Below are 14,900 nucleotides of genomic sequence, written 5' to 3'. Positions count from 1 at the left end.
CCTTCACGTGCCCGCTCGAAAGACACTGGATTCCTGCCTGCGCAGGAATGCCGGAGTCCGCTCACGACGCACCATGCCATGCACCGTCGTCCCTGCGAAGGCAGGGACCCAGCGGCTTTGCCTCTTCGACCGCCCGAGCCCGCTTCATCGAAAGACACTGGATTCCTGCCCTCGCAGGAATGACGGCGACAACACGGGAGCCACGCCATGCCCTTGATCGCCCCCATCCTCGACGACCGCAGCTTCGAAGATCTCTTCGCCGAGCTGCGCAACCGCATCCCGGTCTACAACCCGGCGTGGACCGACCATCTTGATTCCGACCCCGGCATCACGCTGCTGCAGCTCTTTGCCTACCTCGGCGAGGGCCTGCAATTCCGCTTCAACCAGATTCCGGAAGCGACGCAGATCGCCTTCCTCCGGCTGCTGGGTATCCCGCTGTACCCGGCACGCCCGGCGCAGGCCCTGGTGCGCTTCGAGAGCAAATCCGCCGCTGGCGTGAGCCTTTACGCGGGCGACCAGGTCAAGGCCGGCAAGACGCGCTACACCCTGGGCCAGGACGCCACCGTGTGGCCGCTGGACTGCGTCAGCGCGGCCCGCGTCGCCCTGCTGTCCGAGGCGGACCAGGCCGACAACGCCAAGGTCGCGGCCTTCCTCGCCAAGCTCGAAGACCCGGAGAAGCGCGTCGCCGTGCAGGCCAGCATCGACGCCTTGCAGCTCGCACAGGACGACCACATCGCGCCCTACGAGGTGAAGACCCTCGCCTCCGACGGCCTCGGCGAGGCGCTGGACTTCTCCAGCACCGTCGACGGCTGCGCCTGGATCGGCGTGCTGCTGTCCAAGGACGCGCCCTTCGACCTGGCCGACATCACCGATCCCACGCTGGGCCTGCAGCGCGTGGCCGGCCGCAGCCTCTCGCTGTCGCTGGGTTTCTCGCCGGCCACCTGGTATCCCGATATCGACCAGGCGCCGGTATGCGCGGCCGGCGACGGCCCTTCGCTGATCTGGCAGGCCTCGCTCGCCGCGCTGAAGAAGGATGGCAGCGTCGATTACACGCCGGTGCGCGTGGCGGGTGACAGCACCGCCGGCTTCACGCAGGAAGGCGTGGTGCGCCTCGAACTGCCCGCCGACCTCGCCGGGCTGGGCGTGCCGCAGGCGCCGGCCGATCTGGGCGGCACCGGCGAATTCCCGCCCGAACTGGATGACGAGCAGAGCGAGCGCCTGTGGTTCTGGCTGCGCGTATGGCGCGGCGACGGCAGCCGCATCGGCCCGGTACAGCTCATCAGCCTCAACACGGTCGCGGTCGAGCAGGCCGTAGCCGCCACGCCCGAACTGCTGGGCACCGGCACCGGTCAGCCAGGTCAGGTCTACCAGCTCGCCTATGCCCCTGTGCTGCTCGACGTGCGGCATCCGGTGAAGTTGCAGGTGGAGGAATCCGGCGTGTGGACCGACTGGTCGCGCGTCGACGACCTCGATGCCTCCGGCCCCGAAGACCGCCACTTCACGGTCGATGCCGAGGCCGCCACCGTGGCTTTCGGCGAACGCTTCCCGCAGTTGGGCGAACGCATCCGCGTGCTCGGCTATCGCTGGGGCGGTGGCAGCGCCGGCAACCTGCCGGCGGGCGCCCTGGCCAAGCTGGGCGACACCCTGGCTGGCCCCACGCCGCCGGCGCCGCTGCTGCGCCCGGGCCAGGCCGAGCTCAAGTGCGCCAATCCGCTGCCGGCCTATGGTGGTGTCGATGCCGAAAGCCTGGATGCGGCGCTCGCGCGCATCCCCACCGAACTGCGCCGCAACCACCGCGCGGTGGCGCGCGACGACTTCGCCGAGCTGGCCTTGCAGACGCCGGCGGTGGAGCTGGGCCGCGCCGAATGCATGCCGCTGTTCCATGCGCCCTCGCGCAGCCGCAAACCGGGCTGCGTCAGCGTGGTCGTGTGGCCCACGCGCGACGCGCAGCACCCCAACGCCCCGCTGCCGGATGCCTGGGAGCTGACCCAGGTGTGCAGTTGGCTGGACCGCTGGCGCCTCGTCACCACCGAGCTGTACGTGATCCCGCCCACCTACCGCCGCCTCGCGCTGGCGGTGTCGGTGAAGGTGCGCGAAGGCTATGGTCTGGACGCCGTGCGCGACTGGCTGGACATCCTGCTGCGCCAGTACCTCGCGCCGCTGCCGCCGTATGGCCCGGATGGTCACGGCTGGCCGCTGGGGCGCCGCGTCATGGCGCGCGAACTGGAAGGCGTGGCGATGCAGGTCGAGGGCGTGGAATACATCGAGGCTCTGCGCCTGGACTACGCCACCCCGCAGGCCGACGGCAGCGAAAGCTGGGATGACATCGCCATCCTCACACTCAACGACTGGGAAGTGCCCGAGGTCGCCGGCATCACCGTGGTCGACGACGCCACGCCGCTGCCTGCCCCGGGCGCCGGACTGGTCCCGCCGCCCGCCAAGCCGGCCGTTCCGGTGCCGGTGATCCGGGAGGAGTGCTGACATGGGCGCACACATTCTTCTCCCCATCGAAGGCATACGTCATTCCTGCGAAGAGCCTGCCCTCGACCCGATCGGGGGCAGGAATCCAGCGTCTTCCCAGCCACCCAGCCCCCGCAGGCGCAAAGGCAAAGTCACTGGGTTCCTGCCTTCGCAGGAACGACGGAACTCGACACGTAGGATGGGTGGAGGCCACCAGGCCGATACCCATCGCCCGCTCTGCACCCACCGCGTGATGGGTATCGCTGCGCTCCACCCATCCTACGCAAACACCCCGGCCTCCGCGCCGACGAACCGGGAGGCGTGCTGACATGCGCCTGATCCCTGAATCCGGCGCCCTGGTCATGCGCGGCCCCGCGCAGTGGCGCCAATGTGCGCTGCACGACACGGTGCTGGTCGATGACGAAGTCATGCTGCAAAGCCTGCCCGCGCCGAGCTCGGGCGAAGGCGCCAGCGGCACCTTCACGGGCGGCTTCGCCGGGCCGGCCTTCGACGCGCGCTGCCGCCTGTTCCACCCGCGCCCCGAAGACGGCCTCGTCGACTACGTGCCCTGGGGCGAGACCAGCACGCTGGGCGTGCATGCCACGGCGCCCTTCCCCTTCCTCATCACCGCCGCCGGCACCGAGGTCGACGGCCAGCCCACTGGCGCGCTGCCGCAGCGCCCGCTGGCCCTGGCGGCCGACACGGCGGACTACCTCTACGTGGCCGACCCGGACGCCAAAGCCGTGTGGCTCATCGACACCTGGCAGCAGGAGGTCGCACGTCGCATCGAGTTCGCACTCGCCCCGCTGGACGTGGCCGCCTGCGGCGCCGAGGTCTTCGTGCTGCTGGAAGACGGCAGCGTGTGGCAGCTCGCCCCCTGCGACACCCCGCTGCGCCTGGACTGGCCGGCCATCGCCGGTGCCGATCGCCTGGCCGTGTGCACCGGTGCGCAAGGCGGTCGCCTGGCCTGGGTGATCGTCGGCGCCGGCAAGTTCGACGCCCGCCTGCAGGCCCTGCACCTGGCCAAGAGCTGGCCCGTGCCCTTCGCCACCGACCTCGTCTGCGAAGCCGAGCATGCTGAGTTCGGTGCCCTGCTGACCCTGGCGCAGCGCCCTGGCGAGGAGTTCCTGCGCTTCCGCCTACTGAGCGCCCAGGCCACGCTGCAGCCGGGCCTCAGCGCTCCGCATTACGACGGGCGCGGCATCGCGCTGGCACCCGATGGCCGCATCGCCTACTGGACGGCGCAAGGCCTGCGCCACGCCGCGCCGGCGCGCATGCACTACAAGCAGGACGGTCGCGTGTTCGGCTTCGCGCTGGACTCCGGCCATGACCAGAGCCGCTGGGGCCGCATCACGGTGGAGGCCTGCATTCCGCCCGGCACCACGATCCGCTTCCGCGCCTTCAGCCGCGACGAGCTGGATTTCACCGACCCCATCGACGGTCTCGGCGCAGGCACGGATGTGCCGGTGCTGTCGCAACGCACCTGGGACCACTACGCCGGCCCGGCCCAGCAGTTGTTCCGCGATCCCTCGCAGCGCCCACTGTCACCCGTGCCGGCCGAGGGCTTCGCCTTCTACGATGCGCCCGTCATGGTCGAGCCGGGCCGCTACCTGTGGCTGGTGTTCGAGCTGACCGGCACGCGCAGCAAGAGCCCGCGCCTGCGGGCCGCCAGCGTCGAGTTCCCCGGCCACGAACTGCTGGCCAAGCTGCCGCGCACGCTGTGGCGCGAGCCGGCCGCGCGCGACTTCCTGTTCCGCTACCTGATGCCCATCGCGGCCATGCTGGACGAATGGGAGTCTGTCTCCAGCACGCGCCACCGCCTGCTCGACGCGCGCATCGCGCCGGGCGCGGCCCTGTCCTGGCTGGCCGGCTTCGTCGCCCTGGTGCTGGACCCGTGCTGGCCCGAAGCAGCGCAGCGGCAGATGATCCAGGAGGCGGCCACGCTGTTCCGCACGCGCGGCACGCTGGCCAGCCTGCGCCGCATGATCGAGGTGCTGACCGGGGCCGAGGTCATCATCATCGAACACTTCCGCCTGCGTGGCGGTGGCGTGGTCGGCAATCCCGAGGTCAATGCCTCGCAGGCCGTACTGGGCGTGGGCTACCGTATCGGCGGCATGATCGGCGAAGTGGCACCGACGGCCTTGCCGGATACCGAACCCGTCGACTTCGACGATTTCGCGCACCGCTTCACCGTCACCGTGGTGGCCGCGCTCAGCGACGCGCAGCTCGCGTGCGTGCGCCGCCTGATCGAACACCACAAGCCGGCGCATACCGACTTCACGCTGTGCACCTCGGCCACCAGCATGCGGGCCGGGGTCGGCGCGCATGTGGGCATCTCCTCGGTGGTCGGCAAATCGGCCGGCTTCGACACCGCCATCCTGGGTGAGGCCGCGCTGGGCGCCGGCTTCCTGCTGGGCAGGCCCGCCCTCGAGGAGAGCGCGGAATGAACGCCCCGCTGCGCCGCGAGGCGCTCACCATCGAGCTCCTCAAGAACCGCTTCCACGGCCCGGCGACGCTGGACGAGGCACGCTGCGCACAATGGGTGGACGGGCTCGCGCAGGCCGACGGCGAGGCGCTCACCGCCGGCCTCGTCGGCCCCGAGGAATGGCTGCTGATCCGCTACCTGCCGCTCGCCTTGCGCTGGCGGCAGGATGCCAGCGACGCCGACATCGCCGCGCAATGGCAACAGGCCCTGCGCGAGGCGCTGCAACGCGCCGTGGCGCGGCCCGACAGCCCCGACTTCATCCACTATCCGCAGCGCCGCGCCGCACTGACCGACCTCTTGTACCGCAGTGCGCTGGGCGAGACCACGCGCCAATGGGCCTGGCAGCGCATGGGCCTGATTCCGCGTGATGGCCTGTCGCCCACCGAGGTGCTGGGGCACGGCCTGCGCGTGCTGCTGGCCGAGCCCGCCCTGATCTGGCCGGTGCTGCATGGACTGATCCAGGGCGAGCCCGCCACCGCCTCGCTGAGCGCGGTACTGCGCGTGCTGCCGCGGGGCGATTGGCTGAGCCTGCTGCGCGCCAGCCCGCGCAGCGCGGGCTATGCGTTGAGCATTGCCGCGGCAGAGCTAGCGTTGCCGGCAGAAGCCACCACCGCCGACGCGACCAATCTGTTGCTTGAAGCCAGTGACGAGGTCCATAGCCTGCTCGGGTGGGCCGAATCCCGCAGCCATTTCGCAGCACGCCATGCACCTGTGCTGAGCGTGCTGATCGCTGCCCTCGCCTGGCCCGCGCCTGCCCTCACAGCCACCCAGCAAGCGCTGCGACTGCGCGCGGTGCAGGCTGAACTGCGTGCCCTGCTGCCGGCCATCCCAGCACGCCGCCCGGCAGCACAGGATGCCCAGGCCGGCGCCACCATCCCGCCCACCGCGCGCGCCGCCGAGCTGCCCCCCTTGCCAGCCCTGCCCGCAGCCGACGCCACCCACGAGTGGAGCCCCACGCACTGGGCCGGCGCCCTGTTCTGGCTGGGCCGCCTGCCGGCCACCGGCATGCTCGACTGGCTGGCCGCGCAACAGGCCGCGCACGGCGCGTCCCCCTCATTGGCGCTGTTGCTGCGCAGCCTGGGAGAAGCCCTGGGCGTTCCGCCCGAAGACCCGGCGCTGCGCGCCTTCTGCGGTGGAGAAGTCCCGCGCAACGAAGCCGATGAGGCCACGCGCGCACTGGCGGCGGAATGGGCCGCGATGCAGGTCGTCGCCTGGTCCGCCTGGCTGGACGAGGCCGCACCGGACCTGCCTGCCCCGCGCCTGGCTGCCGTGTGCCAACGCCCCGGCCGGCTGCGCTTCGAGGCCGGCTGGATCGAACTCCACCTCCCCCTGGACCAGGCCGATACCCGCATCCGTCGCCTGGGCCTGGACCTGGACCCCGGCTGGTTGCCCTGGCTGGGTTGCGTGCTGAGGATCGTCTATGACGAATGACTCCCCTGCTCCTGGCGTGCCGCTTGACGCTGTCGCCGCACGCCAGCAATTGACGGCCGAACTGCGTAGCCACACACGGCGCGCGCTGGCCGCTGTTGGCCTGCGCCTGGCGCGCAGCCTGGCCGCGCGCTTCAGCGAGGCGGAGGCCCCCGCTGTCAGCGGCCTGGGCGAGCCGGCACGCGACGCGTTGCTCCCCGCCCTGGCCTTCGCCGAAGATTTCGCCCGTAGCCAGCCCGCGGCCGTGGCCCCGCCGCCGTCCCACCATCCACTGCTGCGCCTGGCAGCGATGTCGCGCTCGCCGGTCGGGGCACGATTGTTGGAAGACCTGCTCTTGCTGGCCTGCCTGCCCGAGGCCCATGAGGGTTTCGCCACCTTGTGCCGCCTGCTGCATCCGGCAGGCCTGCCACTGCCCACCGGCGCGCTGGCGCTGCACTGGCTGGAGTGGGAAGCCAGCGATGGAGGCCAACTCGCGCTGGCCCAGCCCTTCGCGGTGCGCGACGCGATGGAGGATCTGCTGTGCCATTCGCCCATCGCCGCGATGGGCCTGGTGCGCCTGGAAGGCAGCGGCCCCTGGCACAGCCGCGCACTGGTGGCCGGCCCCGGTGTGTGGGCGGCACTGATGGCCCGCGCACCGCAACTCGATGATGCGCAGCTCGTCAGCGGCTATGCCGAAGTACCGGGCCTGGCCGACTGGCTGGCCGAGGGTGTGGTGCAGCAAGCTGTGGCCGCGCTGCGTCGCGGCCTGCCCTGCCAGGTGATGCTGATCGGCGGCGAGGCCGCGATGCGCGCCACGCGCGTGCGCGCCCTGCTCGGCGCCGCCCAGGTGGTGGCGATGCGCAGCCTCAGTGATGGCCTGGAAGGCCAGGCCCACCTCGCGCAATGTGGGGCGGCCTACACCGCGGCCTTCATGCACCAGGCCTGCCTGTGGCTGGAGTCGCGCCAGGACGATGGCGACGACAGCCGCGAACTGCGCCTGCCCGCGCTGGACTGGGCCCTGCCCGTCCTCACCAGCGCACGCAGCGAGCGCCAGGTGGCGAGCTTCGGCCTGCCGCTGATCCGCCTGCCGGTCCAGGCACTCACGCCGCTTGCCCGGCGTGCCCTGTGGCAGACCCTGCTGCCGCAACTGGGCAACCAGGCCGGGCTGCTCGCCGCGCGTTACCCGATCGACCCCGACGACGCGCGCGACGTGGTGCGTGACCTGGGCCTGCGCCAGTCGCTGGGCGACGCGCCGCTGGCGGTGGACGAAGTCGGTGCCTGCATCCGCGCGCGCACCAGTTGGTACAGCCGCCCCGGCATCCAGCGCGTGCTGCCGCGTGCCGACTGGACGGCCCTGCTGGTGCCGCACACGGCGCACACCCAATTGCAGTCGGCAGTGCGCCGCGTACTGCAGCAGATCACCGTGCTCGACGACTGGGGCTTTGCCCAGGGGCGTGCCGAGCGACGCGGTGTGCGCATGCTGTTCTTCGGCCCGCCGGGCACCGGCAAGACGCTGGCCGCCGAAGTGATGGCGCGCGCCCTGGGCGTGGACATGCTGGTGGTCGACCTCGCTGCGCTGGTCTCCAAGTGGATCGGCGAGACCGAGAAGAATCTCGCCGCGGTGTTCGACATCGCCGAGCGCTCGCGCGCGCTGCTGCTGTTCGACGAAGCCGACGCCCTGTTCGCCAAGCGCACCGAGACACAGGACGCGCACGACCGCTACGCCAACCTCGAAACCGCCTACCTGCTGCAGCGCCTGGAACGCTACGAGGGCGTGGCGGTGCTCACCACCAACCTGCGCTCCAACCTCGACAAGGCCTTCACGCGCCGCTTCGAGTACATCGTCGAGTTCCCCGAGCCCGACGCCAGCACCCGCGAAGCCCTGTGGCGCCTGCACCTGCCGGCCGCCGCGCCGCTGGCCGCCACGGTGGACCTCGCCGAGCTGGCAGCCTGGTACCCGATCAGCGGTGCGCAGATCAAGAACGCCGCCCTGTCCGCCGCCTTCCTCGCGGCGGCGAGCGGGCGCGAGATCCAGCAACACCATTTCCTGCTCGCCATCGAGCGCGAATACGACAAGGCCGGGCGCGCCCACCCCGGCTTCCCGCCGCACACGCAGTGGCCCGCCGGGCAGGCCGACGCAGTTCCCGCCCCCTCCCTCTCTCCCGCCTCTTCCCACTCTTCCGCCACGCCCTCGCCGGCGCGTTGAAAGGAGCCGCCATGCCTAGCCTGAAGCAATACTGGAGCGACGAAGTCACCCGCCTTACCACCGCACTGAGCGCCGCCCAGGCACGCCAGGCCAGCCTGCGCAGCGCGCTGCTGGCCGCCGAGGCGGCACAGCGCGCGACGGCCGACCAGGTGCGCAGCCACAGCGATGCGGTCGCCGCCGCGCGCCGCGCGCTGGCCAGCATCCCCATGCCGGCCGACGGCGACCCCCTGCTCGACGCGATGGAGGCCGCGCTGGTGAGCCTGCGTGCCAGCCAGGCCACGCTGACCGAGGGGGCGACCCAGCTCTTGCTGCTGCGCGCCGATCTGCAGGCCACCGAGCAGACGGTGCAGGCGCTCACCGCCGAGGCCGCCGCGGCCAGCACCACGCTGGCACGCGAGGATGCCGCGGCCACCGCCCGCCAGGCGCTGGCCGCGCGCTTCAAGCCCGGGGGTGACCTGGAGCAGTTCATCCCCGACATCCTCGCCGCGCTGGCCGCCGACAAGGCCACCGCCGTGGCACGCGTGGAACATGGCTTCCCCACCAGTGGGACGGCCAGCAAGAACCTGCTGGCCCGCGTGCGCGAGCGTGCCCGGCTGGTGCGCGACATCGCGGCCAGCGCGGCCCAGGTGGAAGTGCCCGCCCATGCTGCCTCCGCTGGCGCCCTGGCCGTCGCCCAGCGCAACTTCGACGCCGCCGTGGCCGCCCTGCAGGCGGTGGCCGATGCCCCCACCCAGGCCGGCGTGGACCGCGCCACCCTGGCCCGCCTGGCCGCGCTGCCGGCGCCGAACCCACCCGCCACCTACCCCATCCTGAGCCGCTGGCAGCACGAGCTGTTGCAGGACAGCGGCAAGAAGACCAAGCGCGAGAACACGCTGGCCAAGCTCACCGCTGTGGATGAGGCGCGACACGCGGTGATCGCCGTGCAGGTGGCCTACGACACGGCCCTGCACGCGGCCATGAAGGCCGAACCGGACCAGAGCGTGGCGCAGCTCGATGCCACCACGCTGAGCGCGCAGCGCGCCGCCCTGGACGCCAAGCTGGGCGACCTGGCGACCGCCCGCAGCGACTACGCCGCCCTTGCCGCGGCCGACCGCGCACTGCTCGATGAATGGTTCGCCGGCATACCCGATGCGCTGTGGGAGGCGCTGGATGCCCTGGACGGCGCGGTGGCACGCCTGGAGAAGCTCGCCGGCTCGCCCACCCCGGGTGACCTGGAGAACGCCATGAACAACGCCGAACTGGTGCTGGAAGCCGCCCTGCGCAGCGCACGCGAGGATGCCCGCAAGGCGGCTGGCGGCCAGCGCGCCCTGCAGCAGGCGGCGGCCGCCCTGAGCGCCCAGCGCGACACCGTCGCGGTACGCGCCGCCGCCATGTCGCGCAGCAGCGCCCTGTTCTGACCCAGGAGAGCACACGATGAATGCCGCCGACCTTCCTTCTTCTTCCTGCAGCGGCCTGCCGGCTGGTGAGCGCTGCGCGGCCGAACTGCCGGACAGCCCGCAGTGCGCGCCGAACTACCACTTCGGCATGCTGCTGGGCGTGGAGGACTTCCGCGCCGAGCAAGGCTTCCACGTCGGCCGCCTGCGTCGCCACCAGCGCCTGCTGCATGGTGCGGGCGTGGTGGCCGGCTTTGCCGTCGATTTCGACGCGACGAACTTCGAGCTGCGGGTCGATGCTGGATATGCCATCGACATCCTGGGTCGTGACCTGTGGCTGGACTCGGCGCGCTGCGTGAATCTCGCGCTATGGTGGGCCAAGCACAGAAACGATGAGGACTTCGAAGACATCGTGCCGGGCGAGGACGCCTTCGATCTCGACATCGTGGCCTGCTACGCCAACTGCCTGGACCGCCCGGTGCCCGCCATCGCCGAGCCCTGCGCGGGAGATGCCGCCGACATCGCGCACTCACGCATCTGCGAGACGGTCACGCTGGGCCTGCGTCGCCATGTCGATGCGGGAGCTGCAGCCGCGCCCGGCAGTCACCACCTGCTGCGCATGTGGCTGGGCCTGGAAGAGGCGGCGCGCGACCCCGAGGGCAAGCCGTTGCCCGACGACCAATGGCTGATCGACCGCTTCGCCGCCATCCAGGCCCTGCCGGCCGATCAGCAGGAAGCCGCGCGGCGCACGCTGCTGGCCGAGCTGATCGCCCGCGCCACGGCGGCGACCTCCCCCTTCGCACCGGACCTGGGCGCCGACGAGTCCGCGGCTTGCCTCACCCTGGCCCGCCTCAGCGGCGTGCGGGTGACGCCCGATGGCGAGAACTGGACAGTCGCCGTCGATGCGATGGACTTCGCCGCGCGCCGCAACCTGCTGCCCACCGCACTGCTGCAGGACCTGTTGCTGGCCGAACCGCCCCCGGCCCCGGCTGCCGCCGGCCCGGTGCTGCTGCCGGCAGGCGCCAGCCTCGCCGGCAGCACGCTCACGCTGGTGTTCAACCAGGCCCTGGCCGCCGCCAGCGTGGCGGATGCAGCCTTCACCGCCAGCGAGTTCGACGCCACGCAGGGCTGGCAGGGCTTCACGCTGAGCGGCGCAAGCTACGACGAGAACGATCCCGCCGCCCCCAGCGTGAGCCTCACGCTGGACCGCGCACCGAGCGGGCAGCGTCTGCGCATCACTGTGATCGGCACCGGCAATACGCCGCTGCTGGGCAAGAACCTCATCCCCGCCGGCGCCATTCACCCGGACAGCGACGGCCGCAACCTCACCACCACTCTTTCGATCTAGGGGCATGCCATGGGCAACAAGGAACTCACGGAAGGCGTCGTCCAGCTCTCAGCCAAGGATGGCGTGAGCTTCATCGAGCAAGCCAGCCCGCTGACGCGGCTGCACTATTTCGACGGCAAATTCCTGCGCGCCGACGCCTTCGCGCTGGAGCAGGACTACCACCGTGCACGCACGCGGCTGTCCAACATCGCGGGCGGCTGGGGCGTGGTCAATGGCCTGGGCATCGGGCTCAAGGGCAACGAGCTGCAGATCGGCGCCGGCCTGGCCATCACTGCGGCCGGCAACTTCGTGCTCGCCACCGGCGATTTCGGCGCCGACCTGGCCGAGCTGATCGAAGTCGCCGCGCCCGCGCCGGTCAGCGGCAACAGCGAGTTCGACGACTGCCTGGAGAAGGGCAAGCCCGGCTTCACCGAGAGCAGCGGGCTCAACCTCTACGAGATCACGGTCGGCCCGGTGGAAGGCCTGTGCGGCAACGAGGCGGTGTACGGCAAGCTGTGCGAGAGCGCCTGCGTCAGCAGCTCGCAACACCCCTACTGGCGCGAAGGCGTGGTACTGCGCCTGCGCCCGATCAGCCTCAAGCTGCCAGTCAGCAGCGCGATTCCCTTCTCCAGCACACACCTGCGCAACCGCGTGGCCTCGGCCTACTTCGCCGCCGAACCCTGGCTCACCCCCAGCGCACTCTCCAGCGCCGGTCTGGCCAGCGACCTGTGGTGCAACCCGGCCAGCCTGTACGGCCGCGACGAGGTCGTCATCGGCCTGCTGGTGCGCGACGGCGGCGTCAACCGCGTGATCGACGCCTGGAGTGGCCGCCGCGAGCGCATGGACACGCAGGCACGCGGCTACTGGCAGGGGCGCATGGCGATGCGGCCGTGGAACGTGTTCGTGGCGCAGATCCTGCAGTTCCAGTGCCAGCTCGCTGGCTTGTTCGACGGCAGCGGCGGCGTGATCAACCCGCCCGACGACTGCGAAGCTTTGCGCCAGTTGCTCGACAAGACGCGCAAGGAGATCGAGGCCCTGCACAAGAAGTACAGCGCGGGCACGCAGAAGATCCTCAAGCAGTTCGGCGAGAAGGCGCTGAAGAAGGATGCGCAGAGCGTGGCCGACCAGGTGAAGGCGTCATACGCGGAGCTGTACGAAATCTCCGAGACGCTCAACATGGCCGAGCTGGGCCAGGGCGCGCTGCCCAAGAACCGCCTGCTGCTCAACGCCGGCTTCGTCGAACTGCCGCCGGCCGGCTACCTGCCGGTCGTGCCTGGCAAGCAGGCGCTGGAGACGCAGCTCTCGCGCATGTTCGGCGAAGGCGTGCGCCTGCACTACCACGCGGTGCGCCACGACGAGATCGCGCATCTCGTCGAGGAAGCACAGCACATGGAACGCATCTCGCTGACGCGCGGCCTGGACGATGCCACGCGCATCGAGGATGTGGAAATCTTCGTGCCCGATGGCGAGGCCTACGGCGTGCAGCAGGCCGCGCCGGGCGAGTGGTGGCAGGTCGAGATGGCCTTCACCGCCATCAGCGCCTTCGACCTCGGCCTGTCGGTCGCCAAGGAGGGCAGCCTGGACCAAAGCGCGCCGGCCGCACGCGAGCTGATACCGGAGCAGGCTAGCCAGGCAGAGCTGGCAAAGAGCGAGGCAGCCAAGGCTGCGACAGCCGATGGCGCGGCCGACAACAGCACACGCAAGCTCAAGATCAACACGAATGCCGACGGCACCGAAACCGCTGCCCACGCAGCCGCCGCGCTGGACCCGGACACGCTGGCGAAGCTCAGGGCTCAACTCGTGAAGCTGATGATGTCGATCAGCGAGCGCAGCGTGCTCGGGCTGGCGCGCACCGAGGGCCGTGCGGACGGCAGCTATGGTTTCACCCTGGTCGGTCACCTCGACATCGACGACATCGTGGCGCAGATGCGCGCCATGATCGACAAGTACCCCGAGCTCGATCCGAACGGCACGTTCAAGAAACAGCTCCAGTCCTTCTCGGAAGTCTCCCTCTACGTCGCCGGTGACATCGCCAGCGACCCGCTGGACCTGCCTTTGAACGCGAGCGTTCCGCTCAGCGGCGAACTGGCGATGGGCAAAGCCATCGTTCAGATCAATGGCCAGCTCACTGCACTGTTCGACCGCCCACTCAACAACGGGCGCAGCGAACGCATCGCCCAGCTCGCCCTGGTGATGGTCGACGCCGAGGGCAAGGCCACCGCCTCGCGCGGCCGGATCAGCCTGATCCGCCAGGGCACGGCCGCCGACGGCGAATTCATCCTCGACGATGCCAACCACGACCCCGCCACCAGCCCCAACTTCTTCGATTGGCAAAGCACACCGCGCATCGCCACCATGTCGGTGCTGGATGACGATGCCACCGAGGCGGTGGTGATGAAGATGATGCGCAGCGGAAATTCCAGCGGCCTGGAGAAGCTCAACACCGGGGGCAGCTACACCGCGGGCGCTTCGGTCACGCACGACACCGCCACACGCAAGCAGTTGCTGAAAATGAGCGGCCTGGCCGCCATGCCTGCGCTGGACAGCGCCATCGGCGCCGCCGCGATGAACTCGCTGATCGCCATCGCCGAGGCAGCCGACGACCCCGCCTTCCTGGCCCGCGCGCGCCGCCGCCTGTTCCCCACGCTCGACACCCCGATCACCGAGCGCGTGCGAGCCGTGCTGGACTGGGTGATGTTCCGCCGCGCCCGCACCCACCTGTGCTGTCCGCAGATCCCGACTGCGCCGATCAAGCCCGCGCTTGAGGCCTTCCAGACCTGGCACATCCAGGTCCCCGATGCTGCCGCGCTCAAGGCACTGCAGGACGCCCTGGACCGCAACGACACCAAGCTGCTCGCTGGCTACAAGTTCCAGCGCGTGGGGGTGTTGCGCTATCGCGACGAGAGCACCGTGGCCGAGGAAAGCGAGGCCCAGATCGAAGCCATGTGGCGTCAGGCCAACCCTGGCCCGCAAGTGGTGCTCGGCCGCTACTGGGAAGAAGCGCCCACCACCGGTCAGGGCTGGCAGAACCACTTCCGCCTGCGCAGCATGCTCGACCAGATCAGCGAGATCACTGCCCCGCCGGTGCGTGGCGACGGCGCGCTCGCGCGCCTGCAGGCCGTCTCGCCACCGCTGTCTGATGGCGCCATGGAGGGCGGTTTCCTGGTCGTCACGCAAGGCAGTGCAGCGGTCACCCGCAAGGCACTGCTGATCTACACAAACTGGGATCGCGCGGGCGCCGGTGGCCCGGGCAACCACTTCCTGAATGCGCAGAATCCGCGCACCGACATGCTCTTCATCAACGACGTGCCGCAGGGCAACACGTTGGCCGACTTCATTGCAGCGATCGCCAGCACCGCCCCGCTCAACGGCGTGACGGTGGCCACTCCAAAAGCGGCGCCCGATGCCGGCGCGCAGGCGCGGCTGAAAGCGGTGGTCGAAGCGCTCGTGGCCGCTGGCCGCCCCGCGCCCGGCCCCACGCGGCAGGTCGCGGAAGCCCTCAGCACGCATGACCGCGAGCAGTTGCTGCGAGCGCTGCAGATCGACGCCAACGACTATGACGACATCGTGTTCCTGGAGATCAATGGCGGTGCGTGATCGGTGTCGCCCCCTTCGTGAGACGCATCCGGTGCTGCTGCACCG

The 14,900-nt window shown here is 70.6% G+C and carries 7 protein-coding genes; all 7 read left to right on the top strand.

The window, feature by feature from the left end:
- Positions 1-207 precede the first annotated feature (207 nt).
- Entirely contained in the window at positions 208-2,481 is a 2,274-nt protein-coding gene (locus NMB43_RS06505) for a putative baseplate assembly protein (protein WP_494351339.1), read from the top strand.
- A gap of 308 nt (positions 2,482-2,789) precedes the next feature.
- Positions 2,790-4,907 carry a phage tail protein gene (locus NMB43_RS06500; RefSeq protein WP_494351338.1) on the top strand — a complete coding sequence of 706 codons (2,118 nt, stop codon included), beginning with the start codon at positions 2,790-2,792 and terminating at the stop codon, positions 4,905-4,907.
- The gene (locus NMB43_RS06495; protein ID WP_494351337.1) at positions 4,904-6,376 is read left to right on the top strand and encodes a hypothetical protein; all 1,473 of its coding nucleotides are present in this window, start codon (positions 4,904-4,906) and stop codon (positions 6,374-6,376) included. Before NMB43_RS06500 ends, NMB43_RS06495 begins: the two co-directional genes overlap by 4 nt.
- Positions 6,366-8,558 carry an AAA family ATPase gene (locus NMB43_RS06490; RefSeq protein ID WP_494351336.1) on the top strand — a complete coding sequence of 731 codons (2,193 nt, stop codon included), beginning with the start codon at positions 6,366-6,368 and terminating at the stop codon, positions 8,556-8,558. The genes NMB43_RS06495 and NMB43_RS06490 overlap by 11 nt, the downstream gene beginning before the upstream one ends.
- Before the next feature lie 11 nt (positions 8,559-8,569).
- A complete protein-coding gene (locus NMB43_RS06485) occupies positions 8,570-9,955 on the top strand; it encodes a hypothetical protein (RefSeq protein ID WP_494351335.1) in 1,386 nt (461 codons plus the stop codon).
- Between the two features lie 16 nt (positions 9,956-9,971).
- The gene (locus NMB43_RS06480) at positions 9,972-11,279 is read left to right on the top strand and encodes a hypothetical protein (RefSeq protein ID WP_494351334.1); all 1,308 of its coding nucleotides are present in this window, start codon (positions 9,972-9,974) and stop codon (positions 11,277-11,279) included.
- A gap of 9 nt (positions 11,280-11,288) precedes the next feature.
- Positions 11,289-14,855 carry a hypothetical protein gene (locus NMB43_RS06475; RefSeq protein WP_494351333.1) on the top strand — a complete coding sequence of 1,189 codons (3,567 nt, stop codon included), beginning with the start codon at positions 11,289-11,291 and terminating at the stop codon, positions 14,853-14,855.
- Positions 14,856-14,900 lie beyond the last annotated feature (45 nt).

The organism is Uliginosibacterium sangjuense (genome assembly GCF_059132465.1).
This window is presented reverse-complemented; position numbering and strand designations above follow the sequence as displayed.